Source organism: Paraburkholderia sp. Ac-20342, assembly GCF_017104985.1.
In the GTDB taxonomy this organism is placed as follows: Bacteria; Pseudomonadota; Gammaproteobacteria; order Burkholderiales; family Burkholderiaceae; genus Paraburkholderia.
The window spans coordinates 15,395-42,177 of sequence record NZ_JAAGPQ010000074.1 but is presented as its reverse complement, the minus strand read 5'-3'; the positions used below and the strand labels follow the sequence as shown (position 1 = coordinate 42,177).

General features: G+C 65.0%; 23 protein-coding genes, 1 other RNA gene and 1 pseudogene. 10 read left to right on the top strand and 15 right to left on the bottom strand.

The window, feature by feature from the left end; translation table 11 throughout:
- Together G3N58_RS25110 and surE are read right to left on the bottom strand one after the other, a co-directional pair.
- Nucleotides 1-814 (bottom strand): annotated as a pseudogene (locus G3N58_RS25110) (hypothetical protein); the annotation flags it as partial.
- Nucleotides 811-1,569, bottom strand: a complete 759-nt coding sequence (surE, locus tag G3N58_RS25105; RefSeq protein WP_167038468.1) for a 5'/3'-nucleotidase SurE — start codon at nucleotides 1,567-1,569, stop codon at nucleotides 811-813. The pseudogene G3N58_RS25110 and the gene surE, both read right to left, overlap by 4 nt.
- Nucleotides 1,570-1,736: 167 nt before the next feature.
- On the opposite strand from surE, the gene G3N58_RS25100 reads away from it, so the two are divergent.
- A complete protein-coding gene (locus G3N58_RS25100; protein ID WP_206000476.1) occupies nucleotides 1,737-2,711 on the top strand; it encodes an NADPH:quinone oxidoreductase family protein in 975 nt (324 codons plus the stop codon).
- 166 nt (nucleotides 2,712-2,877) lie between these two features.
- Here G3N58_RS25100 and G3N58_RS25095 read toward each other — a convergent pair whose 3' ends face one another.
- The 10 genes from G3N58_RS25095 to ffs form a co-directional block, all read right to left on the bottom strand.
- Complete coding sequence (locus G3N58_RS25095) at nucleotides 2,878-3,702, bottom strand: ABC transporter permease (RefSeq protein ID WP_167284857.1); 825 nt, start codon at nucleotides 3,700-3,702, stop codon at nucleotides 2,878-2,880.
- A 72-nt stretch (nucleotides 3,703-3,774) separates the two neighbouring features.
- Nucleotides 3,775-3,993 (bottom strand): hypothetical protein, encoded by a 219-nt coding sequence (locus G3N58_RS25090; protein WP_206000475.1) that lies wholly within the window; start codon nucleotides 3,991-3,993, stop codon nucleotides 3,775-3,777.
- A 111-nt stretch (nucleotides 3,994-4,104) separates the two neighbouring features.
- Nucleotides 4,105-4,386, bottom strand: a complete 282-nt coding sequence (locus G3N58_RS25085; protein WP_346778299.1) for a YXWGXW repeat-containing protein — start codon at nucleotides 4,384-4,386, stop codon at nucleotides 4,105-4,107.
- Between the two features lie 297 nt (nucleotides 4,387-4,683).
- Entirely contained in the window at nucleotides 4,684-5,505 is an 822-nt protein-coding gene (locus G3N58_RS25080; protein ID WP_206000473.1) for an ABC transporter ATP-binding protein, read from the bottom strand.
- A 142-nt stretch (nucleotides 5,506-5,647) separates the two neighbouring features.
- Nucleotides 5,648-6,685 carry an ABC transporter substrate-binding protein gene (locus G3N58_RS25075; RefSeq protein ID WP_167038477.1) on the bottom strand — a complete coding sequence of 346 codons (1,038 nt, stop codon included), beginning with the start codon at nucleotides 6,683-6,685 and terminating at the stop codon, nucleotides 5,648-5,650.
- 134 nt (nucleotides 6,686-6,819) lie between these two features.
- Nucleotides 6,820-8,076 carry a CaiB/BaiF CoA-transferase family protein gene (locus tag G3N58_RS25070; RefSeq protein WP_167284860.1) on the bottom strand — a complete coding sequence of 419 codons (1,257 nt, stop codon included), beginning with the start codon at nucleotides 8,074-8,076 and terminating at the stop codon, nucleotides 6,820-6,822.
- A gap of 194 nt (nucleotides 8,077-8,270) precedes the next feature.
- Nucleotides 8,271-8,867 carry a recombination mediator RecR gene (gene recR, locus G3N58_RS25065; protein WP_013089345.1) on the bottom strand — a complete coding sequence of 199 codons (597 nt, stop codon included), beginning with the start codon at nucleotides 8,865-8,867 and terminating at the stop codon, nucleotides 8,271-8,273.
- Between the two features lie 259 nt (nucleotides 8,868-9,126).
- The gene (locus G3N58_RS25060; RefSeq protein ID WP_008923976.1) at nucleotides 9,127-9,453 is read right to left on the bottom strand and encodes a YbaB/EbfC family nucleoid-associated protein; all 327 of its coding nucleotides are present in this window, start codon (nucleotides 9,451-9,453) and stop codon (nucleotides 9,127-9,129) included.
- Between the two features lie 83 nt (nucleotides 9,454-9,536).
- On the bottom strand, nucleotides 9,537-12,137 hold the full coding sequence (locus tag G3N58_RS25055) for a DNA polymerase III subunit gamma/tau (protein WP_206000472.1): 2,601 nt from the start codon (nucleotides 12,135-12,137) through the stop codon (nucleotides 9,537-9,539).
- A 293-nt stretch (nucleotides 12,138-12,430) separates the two neighbouring features.
- An RNA gene (gene ffs / locus G3N58_RS25050) (signal recognition particle sRNA small type) lies at nucleotides 12,431-12,529 on the bottom strand.
- A gap of 533 nt (nucleotides 12,530-13,062) precedes the next feature.
- Between ffs and trxA the strand changes: the two genes are divergently transcribed.
- The 8 genes from trxA to G3N58_RS25010 all read left to right on the top strand — a co-directional run bounded on the left by trxA (nucleotide 13,063) and on the right by G3N58_RS25010 (nucleotide 21,784).
- A complete protein-coding gene (gene trxA, locus G3N58_RS25045) occupies nucleotides 13,063-13,389 on the top strand; it encodes a thioredoxin TrxA (RefSeq protein ID WP_006048864.1) in 327 nt (108 codons plus the stop codon).
- Nucleotides 13,390-13,649: 260 nt separating this feature from the next.
- The gene (rho, locus tag G3N58_RS25040; protein ID WP_167038483.1) at nucleotides 13,650-14,918 is read left to right on the top strand and encodes a transcription termination factor Rho; all 1,269 of its coding nucleotides are present in this window, start codon (nucleotides 13,650-13,652) and stop codon (nucleotides 14,916-14,918) included.
- A gap of 424 nt (nucleotides 14,919-15,342) precedes the next feature.
- The gene (locus G3N58_RS25035) at nucleotides 15,343-16,176 is read left to right on the top strand and encodes a M90 family metallopeptidase (protein WP_206000471.1); all 834 of its coding nucleotides are present in this window, start codon (nucleotides 15,343-15,345) and stop codon (nucleotides 16,174-16,176) included.
- 200 nt (nucleotides 16,177-16,376) lie between these two features.
- Nucleotides 16,377-16,640: a type B 50S ribosomal protein L31 gene (locus tag G3N58_RS25030; protein WP_012400355.1), complete on the top strand. Its 264-nt coding sequence runs from the start codon at nucleotides 16,377-16,379 to the stop codon at nucleotides 16,638-16,640.
- A 360-nt stretch (nucleotides 16,641-17,000) separates the two neighbouring features.
- Nucleotides 17,001-18,758 (top strand): glycosyltransferase family 39 protein, encoded by a 1,758-nt coding sequence (locus tag G3N58_RS25025; protein WP_205990133.1) that lies wholly within the window; start codon nucleotides 17,001-17,003, stop codon nucleotides 18,756-18,758.
- Between the two features lie 2 nt (nucleotides 18,759-18,760).
- Nucleotides 18,761-20,143 carry an MATE family efflux transporter gene (locus G3N58_RS25020; RefSeq protein ID WP_206000470.1) on the top strand — a complete coding sequence of 461 codons (1,383 nt, stop codon included), beginning with the start codon at nucleotides 18,761-18,763 and terminating at the stop codon, nucleotides 20,141-20,143.
- A gap of 313 nt (nucleotides 20,144-20,456) precedes the next feature.
- A complete protein-coding gene (locus tag G3N58_RS25015; protein WP_167038491.1) occupies nucleotides 20,457-21,080 on the top strand; it encodes a helix-hairpin-helix domain-containing protein in 624 nt (207 codons plus the stop codon).
- A 272-nt stretch (nucleotides 21,081-21,352) separates the two neighbouring features.
- Nucleotides 21,353-21,784 (top strand): YidB family protein, encoded by a 432-nt coding sequence (locus G3N58_RS25010; protein WP_167038493.1) that lies wholly within the window; start codon nucleotides 21,353-21,355, stop codon nucleotides 21,782-21,784.
- 170 nt (nucleotides 21,785-21,954) lie between these two features.
- On the opposite strand, the gene clpB is transcribed toward G3N58_RS25010, so the two are convergent.
- Nucleotides 21,955-24,552, bottom strand: coding sequence for an ATP-dependent chaperone ClpB (clpB, locus tag G3N58_RS25005; protein WP_206000469.1), 2,598 nt, complete (start codon nucleotides 24,550-24,552; stop codon nucleotides 21,955-21,957).
- A gap of 723 nt (nucleotides 24,553-25,275) precedes the next feature.
- On the opposite strand from clpB, the gene G3N58_RS25000 reads away from it, so the two are divergent.
- Entirely contained in the window at nucleotides 25,276-25,818 is a 543-nt protein-coding gene (locus tag G3N58_RS25000; protein ID WP_167038497.1) for a group III truncated hemoglobin, read from the top strand.
- 83 nt (nucleotides 25,819-25,901) lie between these two features.
- On the opposite strand, the gene G3N58_RS24995 is transcribed toward G3N58_RS25000, so the two are convergent.
- On the bottom strand, nucleotides 25,902-26,378 hold the full coding sequence (locus G3N58_RS24995; protein ID WP_167038499.1) for a molybdenum cofactor biosynthesis protein MoaE: 477 nt from the start codon (nucleotides 26,376-26,378) through the stop codon (nucleotides 25,902-25,904).
- A 117-nt stretch (nucleotides 26,379-26,495) separates the two neighbouring features.
- Nucleotides 26,496-26,753, bottom strand: a complete 258-nt coding sequence (gene moaD, locus G3N58_RS24990) for a molybdopterin converting factor subunit 1 (RefSeq protein ID WP_167038501.1) — start codon at nucleotides 26,751-26,753, stop codon at nucleotides 26,496-26,498.
- Nucleotides 26,754-26,783 lie beyond the last annotated feature (30 nt).

Below are 26,783 nucleotides of genomic sequence, written 5' to 3'. Positions count from 1 at the left end.
CCGCATCTTCGTAGGCCTGGGCCGCGAGACCCGGATCGACGAACAGGTGGCGCGGCACCGCCGCCATCGCATTCAGTACGCGCTGATCGGTCACGCCGTTGGCACGCAGGCGTTCGACCATGCGCTCGCGAACCCGTTCCGAGGTCAACGCCAATGCGTTGTTCTGCGCGCCGCTGCTTGCACCACCGAACGCGCCGCCGAATGTTCCGCTCATGGCGCTGCCCGGCGCGGCGTTCGGCACGTTGCCGCGCTCGCTCGCGCGCGGCGCCGGTTTCGCGGCTTGCTGCTGCGGCTGAAGAGGCGCTGGCGTCGCGCGCGCACCGTGGCCAGTCGCCTGCAGCGACGTCTTGACCGGCACGGCCTGCGCCGCCTGCACGCCCCGCGGCTTCACAGCCTGCTTTACAGCCTGTTTGGGCGACGGCCTTGCTTGCGCACCGGCCGACGCATTCGTCAACGGGTTCGCCGTGGTTCTCGCGAGCGGCGCGGCCTGCGGTTTCGGCGGCGTCGCACCCATCGCACCTATTGCACCATTTCCCGCCACGGACGCGCCCGGCGCAACGCCTTGCGTCTTCGCCTGGGGAATCACCTGAGGCCGCGCCGGCGACGCTGTCTGCGTAACCGTCGCCGCCCTCGCCTGCGCGCGTGCCGCCGAGCCGCCCTGCGCCGGTTTCGCCGACTGCTGCCGCGTGTTCAGCGCCGCGCTGGCGGCGATCGCCGCCGCGCGCATTTCACCGGGACGTCCTTCGGGACGGCGCGGCTCGCGCACCAGGTCCTCGAGGCCGAGCGGAAAACGCCTCGCGCGCTCGCTGGTCATGAAGCGCCGCTGCCGTCGCGCAGCCAGTCGCGCGCCGTGGACAGCATTTGCGTGTAGGTCAGATCGAGCTGCAGCGGCGTGATCGACACGGCGCCGTTGGCGACCGCGTGAAAATCGGTGCCTTCGCTCGCGTCGCGCGCGCTGCCCGATGGGCCGATCCAGTAGATCGGCTCGCCGCGCGGGTTGGTCTCGCGGATCACCGGCTGCGACGGATGCCGCTTGCCGAGCCGCGTGATCTGCCAGCCACGCAGTTCTTCGTACGGCAAGTTAGGAATGTTGACGTTCAGCAGCGGATGCCCCGGCAACGGCCGCTCGAGATAATGCGCGACGATTTCGGCGGCGACGCGGGCCGCATCGTCGAGATGCGCCCAGTCTTTGTCGACGAGCGAAAACGCGATGGCCGGCACGCCGAACATGATGCCCTCGGTGGCCGCCGCGACGGTGCCCGAGTACAGTGTGTCGTCACCCATGTTCTGGCCGTTGTTGATGCCCGATACGACGAGGTCCGGCTTGTGGTCGAGCATGCCCGTCAGCGCGATGTGCACCGAGTCGGTCGGCGTACCGTTCACGTAGTAGAAACCGTTGGCGGAGCGCAGAACCGACAGCGGCCGCCACAGCGTCAGGGAATTCGACGCGGCGCTGCAGTTCTGTTCGGGAGCCATGACGGTGACGTCCGCGATCGGCTTGAGCGCTTCGTAGAGCGCGGCCAGGCCCGGCGCCAGATAACCGTCGTCGTTGCTGAGTAGGATTCGCATGCGGCGATTGTAACCGAGGAAAGATGGCACGCGAGCGACATGACCGGCGCGCTTGCGTGGCAAGCGAAACGCGTCGGCCTTGCGCACTGCCCGGCAATAAATCGCACGGTCGTGCGAATTGTTTTACACTCAAAATCGTTGCGAACCCTAACCGAGATGGAGACACGATGCGCGCGATTCGCTGCAAGCAATACGGGCCGCCCGAGAGCCTGGTCGTCGACAACCTGCCGGACCTCGAAGCGCCGCCCGGTCACGTCGTGATCGACGTCAAAGCCGCCGCCGTCAACTTCCCCGACGTGCTGATCATCGAGAACAAATACCAGTTCAAGCCGCCGCTGCCGTTCACGCCAGGCTCGGAAGCGGCGGGCGTGGTGCGCGCGGTGGGGGAAGGTGTCACGCAATTCAGGCCGGGCTCGCGCGTGGCCGCGTTCACGGGCTCGGGCGGCTTCGCCGAACAGGCGCTCGCGCCGGCCACGGCCTGCGTGCCGCTCGAGGACGATGTGCCGTTCGAACTCGCGGCGGCTTTCACGCTCGCGTACGGCACGTCGCATCACGCGGTGGTCGATCGCGGCGCGTTGCAGGCGGACGAGACCCTGCTCGTGCTCGGCGCGGCCGGCGGCGTCGGGCTCGCGGCGGTCGAGATCGGCAAGGCGCTCGGCGCGCGCGTGATCGCGGCGGCGTCGAGCGACGAGAAGCTCGCGACCTGCGTGAAGCACGGCGCGGACGCGACCATCAACTACGCGAGCGAAGACCTGCGCGAGCGCATCAAGGCGCTCACCGACGGCAAGGGTCCCGACGTGATCTACGACCCGGTCGGCGGCATGTATGCGGAGCCCGCGTTTCGCAGCATCGGATGGCGCGGACGCTATCTCGTGGTCGGTTTCGCGAACGGCGAGATTCCGAAGCTGCCGCTCAATCTGATGCTGCTCAAGGGCGCGAGCGTGGTCGGCGTGTTCTGGGGCGACTTCGCGAAGCGTGAGCCGCAGCGCAATCAGGCGGCATTCGAGCAGATGACCGGCTGGATTCGCGCAGGCAAGTTGAAGCCCTATGTGTCGGCCCGCTATGCGCTCGACGACACCGGCCGCGCGTTGCGCGACATGGCCGAGCGTCGCGTGATCGGCAAGGTGGTGATTACGCCGTAACTACGCCTTGGCTACACCGTGACGCAGCATGAAAAACGGCGCGCAGACTGAACAACGTTGTCAGACTCCGCGCCGTTTGTTTTTTTGGCGGCCCTTGCGCGTGTTGGCCGGGCGCGTTTTTTTGCGCGCGGTGCGGTGCCCCACTCCTCACACACCCACCCTGCCCTCACAGTTTTTCGGTATCCCCCGTGCGCGGCTGCCACTTCATCAGGCGCCGCTCGCCGAGTCCGACGACCCCATCGAGAATCAGCGCAAACGCGGTCAATACGAGAATCCCCGCGAACACGGTGTTGATGTCGAAGGTGCCCTCGGCCTGCAGGATCAGATAGCCGACGCCGCGCGCCGAGCCGAGATACTCGCCCACCACCGACCCCACGAAGGCGAGCCCGACCGACGTATGCAGGCTCGAAAACACCCAGCTCATCGCGCTCGGCAGATAGACGAAGCGCAGCAGCTGCTTGCGGTTCGCGCCGAGCATGCGCGCGTTCGCGAGCACGACCGGGCTCACTTCCTTCACGCCCTGATAGACGTTGAAGAACACGATAAAGAACACCAGCGTGACGCCGAGCGCGACCTTCGACCAGATGCCGAGGCCGAACCACACGCCGAAGATCGGCGCGAGAATCACGCGCGGCATCGAGTTCGCGGCCTTCACGTACGGATCGAACAGCGCGCTCGCCACCGGCGCGAGCGCGAGCCACAGGCCGACGCCGAGCCCGAGCGCGGTGCCGAGCACGAACGCGAGCACGGTCTCGACGAGCGTGATCCACAGATGCAGATAGATTTCGCCGCCCGTGAACCACTCCCAGATCCGTTGCAGCACTTTCTGCGGCTCGCCGAAGAAGAACGCGGCCTTGTTCGGATCGTCGAAATAGAACGGCGGCAGGAGCGTCGGGCTCGTCAGCACGTACCAGAGCACGAAGCACAGCACGAGCAGCAGCCATTGCCAGATCACCAGATTCGCCCGGCTCGGGCGCAACGTCTTCCACATGACTTGGTTTGCCTTCGACGATGATTGAACGCGTCTTCTTTTTCGATGTGCATGGCCGCCTGCGCGGCAGGCTTATACGGCGGTCAGTTGCTGCTGATAATCCGCAAGATGATAAACCGCCGTCAAATAGCCTTCCCATAAGGGAAAGCGCCGTGTTGTTTCCAATCTTTTGCGTAAAGAGCAAACAGGCTCTGGCGCGGTTGGCGCGGAAGCTTTGGTGAAAATATCAGAAACGACAAAGCCGCCCGAAGGCGGCTTTGTCGTTGGCGCGACGCAATCGGCTACCGCCATCGATATCGCCCTGCGATCCCGGCGATGGTGTGCAAGCCTGCTTCGCACTCGCATCCACTGAGGTGAAAACCTGCTGCATCGGTGTCGATGTGCATCGCACCGCTCGCTCGCCTAGTTGGCCCAGTACCCCTTCACCCAGTGCCAATTCGGGCCATTCTCGATCCAGTGGCCAGGGACCCAGTGATAGCCGATGCGCTCGGGCTGCCAATAGCCGGCGACCCAGACATACTGCCCGTGATCCCAGCTCCAATGGCCCTTATGCCAAACGTACCCGACACGCGGTGCGGGCAAGACTTCGACGCGCTCCGGCGGAGGTGCGATGCCGGGTTCTACGACAATGACTTCCTCCGCAACGGCCGGAATGGCGACGGCGCACGCACCTGCAGCGACGATGGCTGCCTTTACAACGATTGAACTGATGGAATTTCTCAAAATGGCCCCCGTCTGATAAACGCCTGAAGTGGCGCTCCCCGTTTAACGTGCGTGCCAACCTTCGCGCTGACAACGAGCACAATAAATATCGACGATTGCCTTTCGAAGCGGCCGGATCGGTGTGGAGTCGATGTATCGTGCCTGCACGTGGCCGCCGATCGCATCATCGTGCTGAGACGCGCGCACGTCCCCGCGCGAATTTTTCACAGCCGCCGCGGCGCCGATATTGAAAACGCGGCGCGCAATATCGGCAAGCCCCTAATGCGTCTGGCTTGCAGCCCATTGCTGCTGATACCCCTTCAGCACCTCGTCGCGCAGCACGCTCCAGATCTGTGCATGCAGTTCGACGAAACGCGGATGCGAGCGAATCTCGGCGACGTCGCGCGGACGCGGCAGGTCGATCCTGAATTCGCCGATCGGATGCGTGCCCGGTCCCGCCGAGAGCACGACGACGCGGTCCGACATCGCGATCGCCTCGTCGAGATCGTGCGTGATGAAGAGCACCGCCTTGCGCTTCGCGGCCCACAGATCGAGCAGCTCGTTTTCCATGAGCTGGCGCGTTTGAATGTCGAGCGCGGAAAACGGCTCGTCCATCAGGATGATGTCGGGATCGAGTATCAGCGTCTGCGCCATCGCGACGCGCTTGCGCATGCCGCCCGAGAGCTGGTGCGGATAGCGGTCGCCGAAACCGCCGAGACCGACGCGCTTTAACCATTCGTCGGCTTTCGCGCGCGCGTCGGCCGCCGGTTCGCCGCGAAACGACAGGCCGGCCATCACGTTGTCGATCGCCGAGCGCCACGGCATCAGCGCGTCGGCCTGGAACATGTAGCCGGCGCGCCGGTTCAGGCCATCGAGCTTTTCGCCGAACACGCTGACTTCACCCGCCGACGGTTGCAGCAGACCCGCGCCGACGTTCAGCAGCGTGGACTTGCCGCAGCCGGTCGGCCCGACCACCGAGACGAACTCGCCCGGCTCGATGCGCAGCGTGGTGTCCTTGACCGCCGTGTAGCGCTGCGCGCGGTTATCGCGCGCGGCAAACGTGCAGGTGATGTTTTCCAGCGCCAGGGCGGCAACGGTCATCGTTCGGCTCGCTTCGGGGATCGGGATCGGTCGGGTTTCAGGTTCGGGCGGAGTGCCGCGGCGGCGAAGGCTCCGGGAGTGGCATGGACAGAACCCGCCATGCCATCCGGATCGCTCCCGAGGCGCTCGCACGCCGCCCTGTTTATGCCTTGACGGTCGCCAGCGCCTTCTTCACGAAGTCGTTGGTCCAGGTCTTCGACAGATCGATCTGTGCGTTCTGCACGACCGGATCGAAGGCCTTCAGCGTCTTCAGCGAGGTCGCGGGACCGTCGACGGGCATCAGGCCGTCGGGCGACATCGCTTCGCGCACGTGCTGCCATGCGTCGAGATAGAGCGCGCGGTCGCCGAGCAGATAGCTCTCCGGCACCGTGTTGATGAGTTCGCTGCCGCTCGCGTTCTGCAGCCACTTGAGCGCGCGCACCATCGCGTTGGTCAGCGCCTGGGTCGTGTTCGGGTTCTTCGTGATGAAGGCCTGCGACGCATACAGACAACCAGCGGGCATATCGCCGCCGAACACGCTGTGCGTATCGGCAAGCGTGCGCGTATCCGAGACGACGCGCACGTCGCCCGCGCGCTCGAGGCGCGTCACGACCGGATCGAGATTGGCGATCGCGTCGATCTGCCCGGACTGCATCGCGGCGATCGCGCCGGCACCCGCGCCGACGCCGATGAACGCGACGTCCTTCGCACTGAGCCCCGCTTTCGCGAGCACGAAGCTCGCCATGATCGACGTCGACGAACCCGGTGCGGTCACGCCGATCTTCTTGCCCTTCAGATCGGCGATCGACTTGTAGTTCGGCATCGTCTTCTTCGACACCGCGAGCACGATTTGCGGCGCGCGCCCTTGCAGCACGAATTCGCGGAAAAACTGCTTTTGCGCCTGCAGCAGCAGCGTGTGTTCGAACGCGCCGGAGACCACGTCCGCGCTGCCGCCGACCGCCGCCTTCAGCGCCTGCGAACCGCCGGCGAAATCGGAAATCTCGACCTCGAGCCCTTCGTCCTTGAAGTAGTTGCGGCGCTCGGCGATCGTGAGCGGCAGGTAGTAGAACAGGTTCTTGCCGCCGACCGCGATCGCCACCTTCGTGGTTTCAGGCTTGCCCTGCGCAAAGGCAAGCGGCGTGGTGGCGAGCGTGGCGCCCGCGAGCGCGACGCCGCCGGCAAGGAAGGTTCTGCGTTGCATGGTCTGTTGTCTCCAGATTTTTGTTGTCCGGTTTTCCCGGCGTCGGTCGTGGCGGCGTTCTTTGCGCCGCCTGTCGTATCACCTGTCGTGCCGCTTCCCGGATCGCCTGTTGCGTTCGCCTCAAACGATCTGCGTCAAACGATCTGTTGCGTATGCAGCCTTGCAATGTCGTCAGCATCATAACCTAGCGATTGCAGGACTTCATCGGTATGTTCACCCAGTGCGGGACCAAGCCAGCGCGTCTCGCCGGGCGTCGCCGAGAGCTTCGGCGTGACCGCCGGCAGCGTGATTTCGCGGCCGTCCTGCCACTTGAAACTCTGGATCATCTGCCGCGCGATGAACTGCGGATCGGCGAACATATCGGCCACGCTGTAGATGCGCCCGACCGGCACGTCGGCCGCGTTGAGCACCGCGAGCGCCTCGTCGATCGTGCGCGTGGAGAGCCACGCGGCAATCGCAGCGTCGATCTCCTGGGTGCGCGGCACGCGGCCGTCGTTATGCGCGAGCGCCGGGTCGTTCGCGAGATCGTCGCGTTCGATCGCGCTCATCAGGCGCTTGAAGATCGGATCGCTATTGCCGCCGATCACGATGCTGCCGTCGCGGCACGGATACGTGTTCGACGGCACGATGCCTGGCAGCGACGCGCCGGTGCGCTCGCGCACCATGCCGTACACACCGTACTCGGGCACCACGCTTTCCATCATGTTGAAGACGGCCTCGTACAGCGCGACGTCGACGACCTGCCCCTTGCCGCCGTTCACCTGCTTGTGATGCAGCGCCATCAGCGCGCCGATCACGCCATGCAGCGCCGCGATCGAATCGCCGATCGAAATGCCGATGCGCGGCGGCGGCAGATCCGGATAGCCGGTGATATGGCGCAGCCCGCCCATCGACTCCGCAATCGCGCCGAAGCCTGGCCGGTCGCGATACGGGCCGGTCTGACCGTAACCGGACAGCCGCACCATCACGAGGCCGGGGTTCTCGGCCGAGAGCACGTCATAACCGAGCCCGAGCTTTTCGAGCAGCCCGGGGCGGAAATTCTCGACGACGATATCGGCCTCTTTCGCGAGCCGCCGCACGATCTCCTTGCCCTCTTCGGCTTTCAGATTGATCGTGACGGACTTCTTGTTGCGCGCCTGCACGGCCCACCACAGCGATGTACCGCCGACTTCGGGATACAGCTTGCGCCATTTGCGCAGCGGATCGCCGCCTTTCGGGTCTTCGATCTTGATGACCTCGGCGCCGAATTCGCCGAGAAAACGTGCGGCGAACGGACCGGCGATCAGCGTGCCGAGTTCGAGCACCTTGACGCCGGCGAGCGGACCTTGGGTTTGAGTCTGGCCTTCGCGTCCAGCCGAGTCGCTCGTGCCTGCTTCGGGGGTGGCGCTCATGGGGCTCCTTATCTTCTCTCTGCGTCAAACCGCGGCGACGAACGCGCGGTGCGCGGTCGGGCCGCGCGCTTTTCGTTGCCGCCGCGGCGTGGCTTGCTCCCGCTCTTCACGCTCGCACTGCTCATGCTGGCGGCAACGCGAATCACGGCAAAAAGCAGTGCGCTTCGCCACGGCAATCGCACAACCGCGCCGCGCTACATCGAACGGCGATCGAGCATCGCGCGCGCGATCGTGCCGGCGTCGACATATTCGAGTTCGCCGCCGACCGGCACGCCGCGCGCGAGACGCGTGACCGCAAGCCCGCGCGCCTTGAGCGTCTGCCCGAGGTAGTGCGCGGTGGCTTCGCCTTCGTTGGTGAAATTGGTCGCGAGCACGACTTCCTTGACGACGCCATCCGAGGCGCGCTTCACGAGCCGGTCGAAATGAATCTCCTTCGGGCCGATGCCGTCGAGCGGACTGAGCCGCCCCATCAGCACGAAGTAAAGGCCGCGATAGGTCATCGTCTGTTCGAGCATGATCTGGTCGGCCGGCGTTTCGACGACGCACAGCAGCGACGGATCGCGCTCTTCATCGAGGCAGACCTCGCAGATCTGCGCTTCGGTAAACGTGTTGCACTTTTCGCAGTGGCGCAGATGCTCGGTGGCGAACAGCAGCGAGCGGCCGAGTTTTTCGGCGCCTTCGCGATCGTGCTGCATCAGGTGATACGCCATGCGTTGCGCGGACTTGGGCCCGACACCGGGCAGCACACGCAGCGCTTCGACGAGCGCCGACAGGGCGGAAGGTTGTTTCATGCGGATCGGCGTCGAAGTGGATGAGGCTCTGGTGGGCGAATCGAGGTGCGGGCGCGCCGCGCGAAGCGTGCTTCGGCGCGACGGTGACGTTGAAGTTCGCAACGTCCGCGGCGGCGGCACGTTCGGCCTCGCCTTTCGCGCGGCGGATCCCTGCGGATGCTTTCAGTCCCCGCAGCCCGCACACGTCGCGCGCCGTCTCAGCGCCTGCGCGCACGCCACGGCGACGGGCGCCGCGGCACTCGCCCTCGTGACAGCAGATTCAGAACGGCAGCTTGAAGCCCGGCGGCAGCGGCAGGCCCGCGGTCATGCCGCCCATCTTTTCCTGGGCGGTCGCCTCGGCCTTGCGCACGGCGTCGTTGAACGCGGCGGCGACGAGGTCTTCCAGCATGTCCTTGTCGTCGGCGAGCAGGCTCGGATCGATCGACACGCGGCGCACGTCGTTCTTGCAGGTCATCGTCACCTTGACGAGACCGGCGCCCGACTGCCCCTCGACTTCGATCTGCGCGAGTTGCTCCTGCATCTTCTTCATGTTTTCCTGCATCTGCTGGGCTTGCTTCATCAGCCCGGCGAGTTGGCCTTTCATCATGGACATGCTCCTTCTGGATAGCGTGAAATCCGGGGTTCCGGCGCCGTGCTCCGACGACGCCGCAAAGGGTGGATCAGGTTGGATCAGTGGGCCGGCGACGCGCCGTTGGCGGCGTCCGGGGTAAGCGGGCGGATCGAGCCGTCGACGATGCTCGCGCCGAATTCGCGAATCAGCGACTGCACGAACGGATCGGCGCGAATCTCGCGCTCGGCTTCCTGCTGGCGCTGGGCGCGCTGCGCGGCGTCGTGCGCGGCGGCCGTGCGGCGCGCCGGGCCGACCTCGACCTGCACGTCGACGCTCTGGCCAAGCCGCTCGGCGAGCGCCACCTTCAGTTTAGCGACCTGCGACGCTTCCGCGTATTGCGGCACCGGTACGTTGAGCCTGAGCGTGTTGCCGTCGAGCGCCATCAGTTCGCTGTTGAACGCGAGCTGGTACGAAATGCCCTTCAACGGCAGATCGACCGCGAGCGCGGGCCAGTCGCCCGTGAAGCCGAGCGGATCGAGCGGCACGGCGGGCGGCAGCGGGCGCGTATTGACGACCGGCGCGGGAGCCGGTTTCGCGGGTGCGCGGTCCATGCGGACGTCGTCGGGGCCGCGATCGAATACGGGTACGTAGTTATCGTCCGGCGGGACGAAATAGGCGTCGTCCGCAGCCGAGACCGGCATGTAGTCGTCGAGCGGCATGTCGTCCCACGGCGGAACTGACGAGCCGTCCGGCTCCGCGCTGCTGCTGCGCGGCGACGATGCTTGCGCGGCGGCGCTGGCCGTTCCCGTCGCCTCTTGTGGCGCACGGCGCGGCGCGCCCGGTGTCGGCACCGGGACGACTACGCGCGGTGTGGCCGGCTTCGGTGTCGCGGGTGCGGCAGGCGCCGTGCCCGAAGTCGCGCGGCCGCGGTTCGAAGATACCTTGAGGCCGGCGTTACGCAGCACGTCGAGTGCGGCGCTCGCGCCGCCGGCACGACGCGCAGTGGAATCGGCTGCGGCTTGCGCGGTTGTCGAGGTGGGCTGTGCCTGTTCCTGTTCTTGTGTCTCTTCTTGCTCTTGCCTCTGCGATGCGGCTTGCCCGGTGCCGGCTTGCGCGGCTGTTGCGGACGCGGCCGGCGCTGCGTCATCGGTCAGCGCTGGCGAAGTCGATTCGGTCGAGTCAGCGCTGGCGGCGTTTTCGCCCGTGGGCATGTCTCCCCAAGGCGCCACTGGACGCTCCGCGGCTGCTGGCGACGCATCGCCGATGCCGGCAGACGTCGCCTTGCCCTCAGCCGCAACCGGCTCGCCTTCACCGACGACTTCGGCATCGGACGATTGCGATGCCGCCGACGCTTGCGTGACCACAGCCGGTTGCACAACCGGCGCGGCGGATTTCACCGCCTCGCGTTGATCTCGGCTGACATCGCCGCCAGCCTGCGGCCCGCGAACCGCCGCGGCTGCCTGCATCGCATCGCGCGTGCCCGCGGCCGGCACCGACGGAGCCACCGCAGCAGACGATCCCGACGGCGCACGCAACGCGGCAACCGTCGGCGCGCCCGAGCGCTTCGCACCCGCCGCGCCCGCGCCGCCTGCCTGCGAACCCGCGCCTGCCGTTCCACCGCCGCCACCGCCGTCAGGCGCCGGCTCGAACGCGAGCATGCGCAGCAGCGTCATCGTGAAACCGGCGTACTCGTCGGGCGCGAGCCCCAGTTCGCTTCGGCCGATCGTCGCGATCTGATAGAACAGTTGCACCTGCTCGGGACTCATCGCCTCGGCGAAGCGGCGCAGATCGGCCGCCTCCGGCCATTCGTCGAGCACCGACGACGGCGCGAACTGCGCCCATGCGATCCGATGCAGCAAGCTCGCGAGATCCTGCAGCGCCGTCGAAAACGACAGGCTGCGCAGCGCCATTTCGTCGGCAACCGCGAGCACCGCCGCGCCGTCGCCCTGCGCGAGCGCGTCGAGCAGACGGATCAGATAGCTCTGGTCGAGCGCGCCGAGCATGCCGCGCACCGCGTCCTCGCTGACCTGGTTCGCCGAATAGGCGATCGCCTGATCGGTCAGCGAAAGCGCGTCGCGCATCGAGCCGTCGGCCGCGCGCGCGAGCAGACGCAGCGCCTGTGCGTCGTACGGCACCTGCTCTTCGCCGAGAATGCGTTCGAGATGCGACACGATATGACCGGCCGGCATCTGCTTCAGATTGAACTGCAGACAGCGCGACAGCACCGTGACCGGAATCTTCTGTGGGTCGGTGGTCGCGAGAATGAATTTGACGTGCGGCGGCGGTTCTTCGAGCGTCTTCAGCATCGCGTTGAAGGCGTGGTTCGTCAGCATGTGCACTTCGTCGATCATATAGACCTTGAAGCGCGCATCGACGGGCGCGTACACCGCGCGCTCGAGCAGCGCGGCCATTTCGTCGACGCCGCGATTGCTCGCCGCGTCCATCTCGACGTAATCGACGAAACGTCCCTCATCGATCTCGCGACACGCGCGGCACACGCCGCACGGTGTCGAGGTCACGCCGGTCTCGCAGTTCAGCGCTTTGGCGAAGATGCGCGACAGCGTGGTCTTGCCGACGCCGCGCGTGCCGGTAAACAGATAGGCGTGGTGCAGACGGCCACCGTCGAGCGCATGGGTGAGCGCGCGCACCACGTGCTCCTGTCCGACGAGCGAAGCGAAATCCTTCGGCCGCCATTTGCGTGCGAGAACTTGATAGGTCATCTGGAAATTGTATCAGTAACGATGCGGCGAAAAACCGAATCGGACACGAGCGCGAGCGCGCGTTGCCGCGCCCCTCGGACAGGCTGACGAAGCATCGTGGAAAGCCGGTGACATTCGCGGCCGCATCCGCGACGGCCGCCGGAAAAAGAAGCGGCGATGAGCGATCACGATGGACGCGCGCATTGACCACGACGATGCTCTAGGCGAACGCGGCAGGCAATGAAAACGAAAACCGGAAATGGCTGCGGAGAAACCGCGAAAGAAAACCGCTACGGGGAAAAACAGAAGAGGAAGGTGACGAGCCCGACCCTCGGCACTGGTGGAAAACGGCTGTGGCTGCTTCGTTCCCGACCTGACCAGGTTGACCATCCCTCCATGCGAGGAGGCCCGTCACGAAAGATTCTATCATTGCTTGGCGCATCGCGCGACTGTTAATACGAGCAAAGCGAGTTCGGCGCATGGGATCAGACACTTCGCGACACCCGCCCTCTCGTTGCCTTCGTCGCCTCTCTATATATAGATGAGCACATGCCGAAATCGCGTCCACGCACCGCACTTGAGTTCGGCACGCCCGCCTCCATCTACGTTGCGTCGCGATGACCGTACATCAATCAGTCACAGTAACGGGAATCAAGGGAACCCGATGGCGCTTCACCGGCAGTCGTTGGCCCCACTGCCTTTGTGAGTACTATCGCCCCCGGCAACGCATAGCGAATTAAGCTACACTGCCAGTTGAAAGACCCGCAAACGCGAGTCTTTCCGCTCATTCCGTGAAAATCCGGTGTCTTTTCAGACTGTTTTCGGGTTTTCGCAGGCATGCGCGGCAAGACTCAGGGCGCGGCAAAACGAACGGAAGTTTTCCCGGTTTTTGACGTATCGTGGCGAGCAATTCAGGCGGGCCTCGAACCGATAGAGGTATTCATAAATGAGCGAACAAATCAAACATATCAGCGACGCATCGTTCGAACAGGACGTAGTGAAATCCGACAAACCCGTGCTGCTCGATTTCTGGGCCGAATGGTGCGGTCCGTGCAAGATGATCGCGCCGATCCTCGACGAAGTCGCGAAGGATTACGCAGATCGCCTGCAAATCGCGAAGATCAATGTGGACGAGCATCAGTCCACGCCGGTCAAGTTCGGCGTGCGCGGCATCCCCACGCTGATCCTGTTCAAGAACGGCGCAGTCGCCGCTCAGAAAGTCGGCGCATTGTCGAAGTCGCAACTCACCGCGTTCCTCGACGGCAACCTGTAAAGCAACGCCGCGGCGCAGGCGGATTGGCGGCACTCAGCAAGCGCCTCCGCCAGAACGCCTGACCCGTGCGTACCCACCGGGCGTGTTGTCAGCCGGCAACACGCCCCGCGAGAAAGAGGCCACGCCGCCGCACTGGCGGAAATTGGCGTGTGCTATGCTAGAATCCGCACAACGTCGAAAAGACGTGTAAGTCTTTGAGCGTTCCGCTCACCCTCCTCCCAGATTTCATTTCGTCGCACCTTCTCCTGCGGGTTCTCCGTATGCATTTATCCGAGCTTAAGACTCTGCACGTGTCCCAATTGATCGAGATGGCCAATGGCCTCGAGATCGAAAGCGCGAACCGCCTGCGCAAGCAGGAATTGATGTTCGCCATTCTAAAAAAACGAGCCAAAGCGGGCGACACGATCTTCGGCGACGGCACGCTCGAAGTGCTGCCGGACGGTTTCGGTTTCCTGCGTTCGCCGGAAACGTCCTACCTCGCCAGCACGGATGATATTTACATCAGCCCGTCGCAAATCCGCCGCTTCAACCTGCATACGGGCGACACGATCGAAGGCGAAGTGCGCACGCCGAAAGACGGCGAACGCTATTTCGCGCTGGTGAAGGTGGACAAGGTCAACGGCCAGCCGCCGGAGGCCTCGAAGCACAAGATCATGTTCGAAAACCTGACGCCGCTGCACCCGAACAAGGTGCTGCTGCTCGAACGTGAAATGCGCGGCGAAGAAAACGTGACGGGCCGCATCATCGACATGATCGCGCCGATCGGCAAAGGCCAGCGCGGCCTGCTCGTCGCCTCGCCGAAGTCGGGCAAGACCGTGATGCTTCAGCACATCGCGCATGCAATCAAACAGAACCATCCCGACGTCAAGCTGTTCGTGCTGCTGATCGACGAACGTCCGGAAGAAGTGACGGAAATGCAGCGTTCGGTGGCGGGCGAAGTGATCGCTTCCACGTTCGACGAACCGGCCGCGCGTCACGTGCAGGTCGCCGAAATGGTGATCGAAAAGGCCAAGCGTCTCGTCGAAATGAAGAACGACGTGGTGATCCTGCTCGACTCGATCACGCGGCTCGCGCGCGCCTACAACACCGTCGTGCCGGCCTCGGGCAAGGTGCTCACCGGCGGTGTCGACGCGAACGCGCTGCAGCGCCCGAAACGCTTCTTCGGCGCGGCGCGCAATATCGAGGAAGGCGGCTCGCTGACCATCATCGGCACGGCGCTGATCGAAACCGGCAGCCGTATGGACGACGTGATCTACGAAGAGTTCAAGGGCACCGGCAACATGGAAGTGCACCTTGAGCGCCGCCTCGCCGAGAAGCGCGTCTACCCGTCGATCAACCTGAACAAGTCGGGCACGCGCCGCGAAGAGCTGCTGATCAAGCCCGAAGTGCTGCAAAAAATCTGGGTGCTGCGCAAGTTCATCCACGACATGGACGAAGTCGAGTCGATGGAATTCCTGCTCGACAAGATCCGTCAGACGAAGAGCAACTCCGAGTTCTTCGACATGATGCGTCGCGGTGGCGGCAGCTAACGCATGACGACGCATGCTGGCTGTATGTAAAGGCTGGCGACTGCATCATCGAATGCAAAACCGTTCGCGATCCGCGAGCGGTTTTTTTTCGCCTATGCCGCTTGCTCCGCGCATCGCCAGCGTCGTCAAACATGCCCGTCTATCCGTTCAAGTGTCGACACGCTCGGCACCGGCGCGCCGCCGGGATCATCGTCGGGCCGGCATCGGTTCACGCTGCATCGGAGTCGCCTCGCGGGGGCCGCGAGTCCGTACAATCCGGTGTACCGGGACACACTCGCGAGTCGCACGACCAGCGCGGATGCTCGCGCGGCAGACAAGCTTTCCGGCTTCGCCCAACGGTTTTAATCCGCTGATCGGCGTCGCGTTACGCGGCGCCCTGTTCACCGTGCAGCAAAAACAGATCGACTAGAGGTAGGCTCACGCCATGCTCTCGAAACTCACCGACTGGCTCGGCACACGCCGCCGCGAGCGCGCGCTGCGCGATTACGCAATCGACAAGCCGCTGTGGCAGGCCACGCTCGACGGCTTGCCGTTTCTCGCGCATCTCGATGCGCCCGATCTCGCGCGGCTGCGCGAGCTGACGAGCCTGTTCATCGCGCAAAAGGAGTTCTCCACCGCGCACGAACTGGAGCTGACCGACGCAATGACGGTCGGCATCGCCGTGCAAGCCTGCCTGCCCGTGCTGAACCTGGGCCTCGATCTGTACCGCGGCTGGGTCGGCGTGATCGTCTATCCGGGTGAATTCGTGATTCGCAAGACCGTCGAGGACGAAGACGGCGTGGTCCACGAGATCGAGCACGATGCGAGCGGCGAGGCGTGGGAAGGCGGGCCGGTGGTGCTGTCGTGGGAAGACGCGCAGATGACGGACGGCACCGACGCGTACAACGTCGTGATCCACGAGTTCGCGCACAAGATCGACATGCTGAACGGCGAAGCGGACGGCCACCCGCCGCTGCTGCGCCGCTGGCACGCGCCGCTCGATAGCGGGGCATGGGCCGACGTGTTCGACCACGCGTACGACCAGTTCTGCGCGAAGGTCGACGCGGTGCCGGAACACCGCTGGGCGCGTTTCGAGCGCGACTCGCTGATCGATCCGTACGCGGCGGATCATCCGTCGGAATTTTTTGCCGTGTGCAGCGAGGCGCTGTTCGTGCGGCCGCAGGCGTTCGAGGCCGAGTATCCGGAACTGTACCGGCTGCTCGCGCGCTACTACCGGCAGGACCCGGCGCGCGTGGGGCTGGCGTTCGCGCCGGTTTGAAGGCAGCGCCGAGGGGCCGCCGGCGCCATTCAATGAGCCGAGGCAAGGCCAAGAGAAACCGCTGGCAGAAAATTCGCCAAGCAACTGATTTTCTGGCATAATCGCGGTTTTTCGACCGTAGGCAAGTGGCTCGCGCCTGAAGGCAGTCCGATTATCGAGGCTGCACGCGGGTTGGCTACCGCCAGATTAAAGGAAAGACCATGAAAGAAGGCATTCACCCGGATTACCGCGAAGTCCTGTTCATCGACATGTCGAACGACTTCAAGTTCGTGACGCGCTCGACCATCCAGACGCGTGAAACCGCCGAATTCAACGGCAAGACCTACCCGCTCGCAAAGATCGAAGTGTCGTCGGAATCGCATCCGTTCTACACCGGCCAGCAAAAGATCATGGACACGGCAGGCCGCGTCGAGAAGTTCAACAAGAAGTTCGGCGCACGCGCTTCGGGCAAGGCAGCAAAGTAATACCGCATCGTCGCCGGCCTCAGGCCGGCAGCGAAGCAAAAAAAGGGCAGCGCGAGCTGCCCTTTTTCGTATCGCCTGCTTTCGCCTGCGTTTGGGCACGCGTTTGTGTCCGCTTCTGCGTCCGATTTTGTAGCCGCTTCTGCTCACTGCCGCACGCTCCCTGGCGTTCCCGCGCGCGTACTCCGCTCGCACCACCGCTATCGCCACTGTTACAGCACGCACAAGGACGTTGCCGGCCGTTACCGCCCGTGACGCGCATCGCACGGCACGTCTACAATGCCGGATGCTCGAGACGGGCCCTTCCGCCCTGACCCGCCGGCCCGCTCCGGCTGCATCGCCTATCCAATACCGACACACCGCATGAGACCTGTCGTTCGCCTCACTGCCTCAGCAACCAGTGCCTTGCCGCGCTGGCTGCTGCTGACCATCTGTATCGTCTACGCATCGTTCGGCCTGTTCGGTCGCGACCCGTGGAAGAACGAGGACGCAGCCGGCTTCGGTGTCATGTGGACCATGGCGAACGGCGGCGCCCACGACTGGCTGCTGCCGAACCTCGTCGGCAAATATATGACCGAGGACGGCCCGCTCGGCTACTGGCTCGGCGCCAGTGCGATCCGCGTGCTCGCGCCGTGGGTCGATGCGAGCAACGCCTCGCGCGTATTCACGGGCCTGCTGTTCTGCGCGGGCTGCGCGTTCGTCTGGTATGCCGCTTACCTGCTCGGCCGGCGCGCCGAGGTCCAGCCGTTCAAATATGCGTTCGGCGGCGAGCCGGAACCGCGCGACTACGGCCGCACGCTCGGCGACGGCGCGCTGCTGATCCTGCTCGCATGCTTCGGCCTCGCCGAGCGCGGTCACGAAACCACGCCGCAACTCGCGCAGTTCGTCTGCATCGCGATGCTCGTGTACGGCCTCGTGCGCATGATCGACAAGCCGATCCAGGGCGCGCTGATCTGGGGTCTCGCGATCGGCCTCGTCACGCTCGCGAGCAGTCCCGTGCTGGTCGGCGCGCTGCTGCTCGGCACGCTCGCGATGACGCTGATCGTGCGCGAAACGCGCTCGCGCTGGCTGCTGCTCGCGGGTCTGCCGGTCGCGCTCGTGCTCGCGATATCGTGGCCGATCATCGCCATCGCCGCCTTCCCCGACGACGCCGTCTGGTACCTGAACCAGTGGGTCCACGTCAGCCTGATTTCGTTCGCGGGGCCGCCCGGCTCGGTCGCTGCCTACGCGCTGAAAAACCTGCCGCTCTTCACCTGGCCCGCATGGCCGCTCGCGCTGTGGTCGTGGTTCAGCTGGAAGGGACTGCGCCGCGCGCCGCACGTAGCGATTCCGCTCTCGGTAATCGGCCCGCTCTTCGTGCTCGTCGTGCTGCAAAGCCATCAGTCGAACCGGCTCTACATGCTGTTGCTGCCGCCGCTCGCGGTGCTGGCGACCTTCGCGCTGCCGACGCTCAAGCGCGGCGCGATCAACGCGATCGACTGGTTCGCACTGTTGAGCTTCACGATTCTCGGCAGCTTCGTGTGGCTCGTGTATGTGGCCAGCCTCACCGGTTTTCCGCATCCGCTCGCGCGCAATCTGGCTCGGCTCGCGCCGGGCTTCGTGCCGCAGTTCAAAATTCTCTCGTTCGTGTGCGCGGTGGCCGTGACCGTGTGCTGGTTCGTGCTCGTGCGCTGGCGTCTCGCGCGTCATCCGAAGGTGCTGTGGCGCAGCGTCGTGCTCTCGAGCGCCGGCACCACGCTGATGTGGGTGCTGCTGATGACCCTCTGGCTGCCGGTCGTCAACTACAGCCGGACCTACCGCGACGTCGCGCAACAGATCGCGAGCCATCTGCCCGAGGACTACACCTGCATCTCGCCCGTGCGGCTCGGCAATGCGCAGATCGCGACCTTCGCCTATTTCGGCGACATGCACTTCGCGTTCGACCAGGACTGCGACGTGATTCTGCGCCAGGACACGCAGGAGTACGGCGATCCGAGCGCGATGCCCGACTACATCTGGAAGCTCGTCTGGGAAGGCCGCCGCGCCGCCGACCGCGACGAACGCTTCCGCCTGTACGTGCGCATCGACCGTCCAAAGCCGCCGCCCGGCAAGCGGCGCGGCTGGCGCAAGAGGCTCGACTGACGATGTTCGCCGACATACGGAAAATCGCCGCGCTCGCGTGGCCCGTATTGATCGGCCAACTGGCGATCATCGCCTTTGGCGTGATCGATACGGCGATGGTCGGCCGCTACTCGGCCGTCGATCTGGCCGCGCTCGGTCTCGGTTCGTCGATCTACGTGTCGGTCTATATCAGCCTGACCGGCATCCTCACCGCATTGCAGCCGATTGCCGCGCAGCTCTACGGCGCGCGCCGCCATGGCGAGATCGGCGAGGAAGTGCGCCAGTCGTTCTGGCTCGCCGCCGCGCTGACCGTGATCGGCTTTCTGATCCTGTTCTTTCCGGGGCCGCTGCTGGCACTCTCCCGCGTGCCCGAGGCGCTGCACGAACGCACGCTCGCGTATCTGCGGATTCTTGCGTTCGGCCTGCCCGCCGGCCTCGCGTTTCGCGTCTACAGTTCGGTCGCCAATGCGCTCGGCAAGCCGCGGCTCGTGATGTTCCTGCAGATCGGCGCGCTGCTGCTCAAGATCCCGCTCAATACGTGGCTCATTTTCGGCGGCCTCGGTGTGCCGGCGCTCGGCGGTCCCGGCTGCGCGCTCGCCAGCACCGCGCTCAACTGGGGACTCGCCGTGCTCGGCATGCTGCTGCTCGTGCGCGTCGACGTGTTCAGGCCGCTCGGCATCTTCACGCACTTCTGCTGGCCAGTCTGGAAGCGTCAGGTGGCGCAGTTGCGGCTCGGCATTCCGATGGGTCTGTCGTACCTGATCGAAGTCACCTCGTACACGTTCATGGCGCTCTTTATCGCGCGCTTCGGCACGACGACGCTCGCGGGGCATCAGATCGCCGGCAATATCGGCGCGGTGCTCTACATGACACCGCTGTCGATCGGCATCGCATCGTCGACGCTCGTCGCCCAGGCGCTCGGTGCGCATAAGCCGGACGCGGCGCGCACGCTGTCGCGTCACGGCATCGCGATGGCGGTGGCGATCGCCTGCTGCTATGGCGCGCTCGTGCTTCTGCTGCGGCCGTATATCGTCGACGGTTATACGACCGACGCGCAGGTCGCGGCGAAGGCGTTGCCGCTCGTGCTGATCGTCGTCTGCTATCACCTGTTCGATGCGTTGCAGATCTCGACCGCGTTCGTGTTGCGCGCCTACAAGGTGGCGGTCGTGCCGACCGTGATCTATGCGGTTGCGCTGTGGGGCGTCGGGCTCGGCGGCGGCTACCTGCTCGGCTTCGATACGACCGGTATCACGCCGCCGTGGCTGACCGGCGCGCGCGGCTTCTGGGTCGCGAATACGGCGAGTCTCGCGCTGGCCGGGATCGGCCTGTTCGTGTACTGGCGCTTCGTGAGCCGGCGGCATATGCGCGAAGCTGTAGGAATGAAGGTGGATTCGGCTGCGCGATAAAGCGGCTGTGGGTAGCTGCGTGTGGTTGCGGGTAGGATCGGGAGAAAGCGGGGTTTGAATCGGAAGATTCAAACGGCAACGGCGAATTCTCGCAACGACGGCTTCAAGGAGACTATGCAGACCATGCTATCCGGCTGGCAAAAAGTTTAAATATTGTCCGCCGCGATTTACTTGTCTCGAAACGATCGGTATAAATCGTCCGCGTTCGCAAATAAGGGCCGGCGATTTGTTCTATGCTTAAGCGCAGCGCCGCTCGACAGAATGCGTCGTCCGTTCCCGGCTAACTTTTTTTGCCCTCAATGGAGTGCTTGCCATGCTGAAGAAGCTTTTAATGCTTTGCGTTGCTGTGGCTTTGTCGCTGTCGGCCGGTTTTGCCGCAGCCGTTGAAGTGAATTCCGCCGATCAGGCGGGGCTTGAATCGGTCAAGGGCATCGGCCCCGTGCATGCGAAAGCGATCATCGACGAGCGGACCAAAAACGGCCCGTTCAAGGATGCCGATGATCTCGCCGCGCGGGTGAAGGGCATCGGCACCAAATCGGTCCAGAATCTCGAAGCGGCCGGCCTGACGATCAACGGCTCGTCCGCGCCGCCGACCGGCGCGAAGGCATCCACGAAATCGGCCAGCACGAAGGCCGCACCGGCAGCGGCTCCGGCTGCGACCACGGCGGCTCCCGCGCCGACCACCGCCGCACCCGCGGCTACGACCGCAGCACCGGCACCGGCTGCCACGACCGCACCGGCCGCGCCCACGCAAGCGTCCGCGGCGAAACCGTCGAAGTCGAAGAAGAAGAGCAAAGCCGCCGCAGCCGAGGCAGCGGCCGCATCGGCACCGGTAGCCGCTGCGAGCGCGCCGGCTGCCGCATCCGGCACCAAGGCCTCGAAGAAGAAGGCGAAGAAGAGCAAGGCGGCATCGGCCGCCGCGGCTTCCGGCGCATAACGCTGCCGCAGACGTACCGAAGCCCTACCGCAGCAACGCATCGAGCAGCACGAGCAGCAACACGCCAGGACGTGGCCGGCGGCATCGCGAATCCATGCTGCAAGGCCGTGCTTCAGGCCCGCGCAACACGCGAACGAATGCAGACGATTCACGCGTAACGTGCGTGGCCAAGCCGCCCGCCACCGTTCTTCCGTTTCAACGTGCCGCGCAACCGCGCGGCGCTTTCACCCGCCAGGCCGCCATGCGCGCGCCGGCATTCAAGAGAGACCGTCATGAGCCTACTCGACACTATCGGTTCCCTGATTGGCAAGTCGCCCGAAGGCGGCGGCCAGCAAGCGCTGATCGCAGCCGCGCTCGAATTCGTCAACAACCAGCCGGGCGGCCTGAACGGCCTGGTCCAGCGCTTCCAGGAAAAGGGCCTCGGCGACGTCGTGTCCTCGTGGGTCGGCAACGGCGAGAACCAGCCGATCGCCGCCGATGCGCTGCATGGCGTGCTCGGCTCGGAAGCCGTGACCAGCCTCGCCGCGAAGGCCGGCATCCAGCCCGATCAGGTGACGGGCCTGCTCTCGCAGATCCTGCCGCACGTCGTCAACGCGGCCACGCCGGAAGGCGAAGTGCCGGCCAGCGGCCAGTTGAACACGACCTCGGTGCTCGGAGCACTCGGCGGCATCGCATCGCTGCTCGGCAACAAGGGCAACGCTTAAGCGCGGCGATTCGCTCGCAACCCGGAACCCGCGGCGCGCGCCCAAGCCCGCGGGCAAAAAAAAGCGGCAACGAAGTTTCCTTCGTTGCCGCTTTTTCATTGCGGCGGCGGGAGCCGCTCGATCAACGCCCCGCCAACCCTGCTACCCGGCGTGACAAGAGCACACCGCGCTCAATGCACGACGCGGTCGAACACCAGTTTGCCGTCTTCCATTTCGACCGGAATCACATCCTTCGGACCGAACTTGCCGGCCAGAATCAGCTTCGCGATCGGGTTCTCGATCTCCTGCTGGATCGCGCGCTTCAACGGCCGCGCGCCGAACAGCGGGTCGTAGCCGACCTTGCCGATGTGTTCGAGCGCCGCGTCCGATACCACCAGTTGCATGTCGAGCTTGGCAAGCCGCTCGTGCAGTCGCTGCAACTGAATCCGCGCGATCGACTGGATGTTCGAGCGATCGAGCGCATGGAACACGACGACGTCGTCGATCCGGTTCAGGAACTCGGGCCTGAAGTGCAGCTTCACCTCTTCCCACACGGCGTCCTTCACCGCTTCCTGCGACTCGCCGACCATCGACTGGATCACCTGCGAACCGAGGTTGGAGGTCATCACGATCACCGTGTTCTTGAAGTCGACGGTGCGGCCCTGGCCGTCGGTCATGCGGCCGTCGTCGAGCACCTGCAGGAGCACGTTGAACACGTCCGGATGCGCCTTCTCGATCTCGTCGAGCAGGATCACGCTATACGGCTTGCGGCGCACGGCCTCGGTCAGATAGCCGCCTTCCTCGTAGCCGACGTAGCCCGGCGGCGCGCCGATCAGACGCGCGACGCTGTGCTTCTCCATGAACTCGCTCATGTCGATACGAATGAGGTGCTCTTCCGAATCGAACAGGAACGACGCCAGCGCCTTGCACAGCTCGGTCTTGCCGACGCCGGTCGGTCCGAGGAACAGGAACGAACCATACGGACGGTTCGGGTCCGACAGACCCGCGCGCGAGCGGCGGATCGCATCGGCGACCGCGTTGATCGCCTCGTCCTGGCCGACCACGCGCTCATGCAGCTTCGACTCGATCTGCAACAGCTTCTCGCGCTCGCCCTGCATCATGCGCGACACCGGAATGCCGGTGGCACGCGAGACGACCTCGGCAATTTCTTCCGCCCCCACCTGCGTGCGCAGCAGACGCGGACGCTTCGGACTGTTCTGCTCTTCGGCTTCGGCGCGCGTCACTTCCTTCAGTTGCGCGTCGAGCCCCGGCAGCTTGCCGTACTGCAATTCGGCGACCTTTTCGAGCTTGCCCTCGCGTTGCAGACGCGTGATTTCCGCGCGCGTCTTCTCGATCTCTTCCTTCAGTTGCGCGCTGCCCTGCACCGTGGCTTTTTCCGCGGTCCAGATTTCGTCGAGGTCCGAATATTCGCGGTTCAGGCGCTCGATTTCCTCTTCGATCAGTTGCAGACGCTTCTGCGAGGCTTCGTCCTTTTCCTTCTTCACCGCTTCGCGTTCGATCTTCAGCTGGATCAGGCGACGGTCGAGCCGGTCCATCTCTTCCGGTTTCGAGTCGATTTCCATCTTGATCTTCGAGGCGGCTTCGTCGATCAGATCGATCGCCTTGTCCGGCAGGAAGCGGTCGGTGATGTAGCGATGCGACAGCTCGGCCGCCGCGACGATCGCCGGGTCGGTGATGTCGACGCCGTGGTGCAGCTCATAGCGCTCCTGCAAGCCGCGCAGGATCGCGATGGTCGCCTCGACCGACGGCTCGTCCACCAGCACCTTCTGGAAGCGGCGTTCGAGCGCGGCATCCTTCTCGATGTACTTGCGGTATTCGTCGAGCGTCGTTGCGCCCACGCAATGCAGCTCGCCGCGCGAGAGCGCCGGCTTCAGCATGTTGCCCGCGTCCATCGCGCCCTCGGCCTTGCCGGCGCCGACCATCGTGTGAATCTCGTCGATAAAGACGATGGTTTGCCCTTCGTCCTTGGCGATGTCGTTGAGCACGGCCTTCAGGCGCTCCTCGAACTCGCCGCGATATTTGGCGCCCGCGAGCAGCGCGGCCATGTCGAGCGACAGCACGCGCTTGTTCTTCAGCGTTTCCGGCACTTCGCCGTTGACGATGCGCTGCGCGAGCCCTTCGACGATCGCGGTCTTGCCGACGCCCGGCTCGCCGATCAGCACCGGATTGTTCTTGGTGCGGCGCTGCAGGATCTGGATCGAGCGGCGGATTTCGTCGTCGCGGCCGATCACAGGGTCGAGCTTGCCGGCGCGGGCGCGCTCGGTCAGGTCGATCGTGTATTTCTTGAGCGCCTCGCGCTGGCTTTCGGCGTCCTGGCTATGCACCTGCGAGCCGCCGCGCACCGCGGCGATCGCGGTTTCGAGCGCCTTGCGCGACAGGCCGTGCTCGCGCGCGAGACGGCCGGCCTCGCCCTTGTCGTCGGCGACCGCGAGCAGGAACATCTCGCTCGCGATGAACGTGTCGTTGAGCTTCTGCGCTTCCTTGTCGGCCTGATTCAGCAGACCGGTCAGTTCGCGGCCGATCTGCACGTTGCCGTCGGTGCCACGCACTTGCGGCAGCCGCGTGATCGCGTCGTTCAACGCGTTGAGCAGCGGCTGCACGTGCACGCCGGCACGCGAGAGCAGCGAGCGCGCGGAACCGTCCTGCTGCGCGACGAGCGCCGACAGCACGTGGACCGGTTCGATGTACTGATTGTCATGACCTACAGCCAGGCTCTGGGCATCCGCCAGGGCTTCCTGGAATTTAGTGGTGAGTTTGTCGATTCTCATCAAGAGACCTCCAATTTCGATTACCACCAAAATGAGGCGTTTTATTGGGGTTTCAAGCGCTTTTTTGGCCTCGGGCGCAACTATTTAACATTTGAGCGAAAGAACCGACGTGATCGCGCCCCACTGCGGCAAGCGGACGGGTTGTCGACCCGCCTGGGTGCTGGATCTGGCGCGAACTCGCCCGCTTCGGCTGGCTTTTTTGTCCGGCTGGTTTGGCTGCGGCGAACGCCGGGCTGCGGATGCTGGGCTGCCACCGCGTGCGATCGCTGTTACCGGCAAAAGGCCCGAAGCTGGTCGCCGAGGCCGGGAAAAGCCGCAAGCGGCGCCTGCGGTTGCGCGATTTCGTCGATCGTATAGTGATTGGATGCGACAAGGACGGCCCGGCTCGCCGCTTCGCGCGCAGCGCGCGGGCGGCATGGCGAAGTCATCGTTGCAAGGCTGCGGCAAACGGCCCCAGGCTTGCCGGGGATCACCGCCGCGCCCTAAGATGCATGGCTGGCGGCGCCGAGCCTCGTGTCATGTCCGGCAAGCTTTAATCTTTTGTATGCCAAGCAAGGTATTCGCAGCGTGCTTCCGATCGTTGCGGAAACACTGGCGTACCGCCCCCGGCGCCCTCGTCGCGGCTGGCGTAAAAAACGCCACTGCGGGGCCTGCCGGTCGGCAGCCGTTCGCGGCACGGCAACGCCCCGCCTTGCTCAGCAACCGAATTTTTCTGGAATTTGCATGAATCCGTCTTTTCCCGCCACGCCGCCGGTCGAGCGCGCGGCCGAACCCACCGAGGCGAATATCCGCGAGCTCGTCTACGGCTTTTACGATCGCGTGCGCGCCGATGCGCTGCTGGGTCCCGTCTTCGATGCGAAGCTCGCGGGCCGCTGGGACGATCACCTGCCGAAGATGTGCACGTTCTGGGGCTCGCTCGTGCTCGGCGCGAAGCAGTATCGCGGCAATGTGCAGCAGGCGCACCAGCCGCTCGAAGGCATCGAGCCGCAGCATTTCAGCCGCTGGCTGTACCTGTTTCTCGATACCGTCGAATCGCGCTACCAGCCGGCCGCGGCGATCCGATTCATGGAACCGGCGCTACGCATCGCGCAAAGTCTGCAGTTGAGCCGTTTTGGGTGGGACTACAAGATTCCGGCGGAGCAGCAGGCGCTGCTCGAACGCGTCGCGCCGAAACGCCGTCCGCGTGACGATGACGGCGATCATCCGGTCCGGCCCGCCGGCGAGCCGTTTCCGGTGCCGATTGTGGGCCGGTCGCGCGACGAGTGAGATGGGTTGCGCGGACGGTGGCGGTATTGCGGGCGCAGCCCGCAGTCAAGCAGGTCGCAAAGCGGTCCGCAACCAACGAGCCTCTACGCGCCCTTCCGGTTCCCCGACTCGATACCCCAGCGCGCCAGCGCCGCATCGTCGGTCACGCGCGCATCGACCCAGCGCTCGCCCGCGTCGGTTTTCTCTTTCTTCCAGAACGGCGCCTCGCTCTTCAGATAGTCCATCACGAACTCGCACGACGCAAACGCGTCGCCGCGATGCGCGGCCGTCGTCGCGACGAGCACGATCTGGTCGAGCGGATAGAGCTGGCCGACCCGATGCACGATCAGCACCTCGATGCCCGGCCAGCGCTCGCGCGCGCGCTCGACGATCGCTTCCAGCGACTTCTCCGTCATGCCCGGATAGTGTTCGAGCTCCATCGTCTCGACCGCGCTGCCTTCGTTCAGGTCGCGCACCGTGCCGACGAAACACGCGACCGCGCCGATCTTCGGATTGCGCGCGCGCAACGCGGCCACCTCGGCGCTAAGGTCGAAGTCTTCGGTCTGGACGCGAACGGGCATGAGCGGCTCCTCGGGCTTTTACCGCGTGTGCGCGGCGAATCGATGCGCACGCGGCCTAGAACCGCGCGGCGTCGAAGGTGGCTGCAAAGTGGTTGCAAAGCAGGCGGCAAGCACGCCCTAGCCGCCCGTGACGGGCGGAAAGAACGCGACCTCGCAGCCCTCGGTAATGCGGGTGCTCGCATCGGTCATCACATGATTGCAGGCCATGCGCAGCGCGCGGCCCTCGGCGAGCGTTTCGGCCCAGATGCCGCCGCGCACGCGCAGCCAGGCGCGCACGTCACCGACGGTCGCCACGCCATCGGGTACGTCGACGGTTTCGTCGGACCGGTTGAGCGCTTCACGCACGCTCGCAAAGTATCGGAGTTCAATCTTCATCGGAATGCCGCCGGCGCCGCCACGGATGCG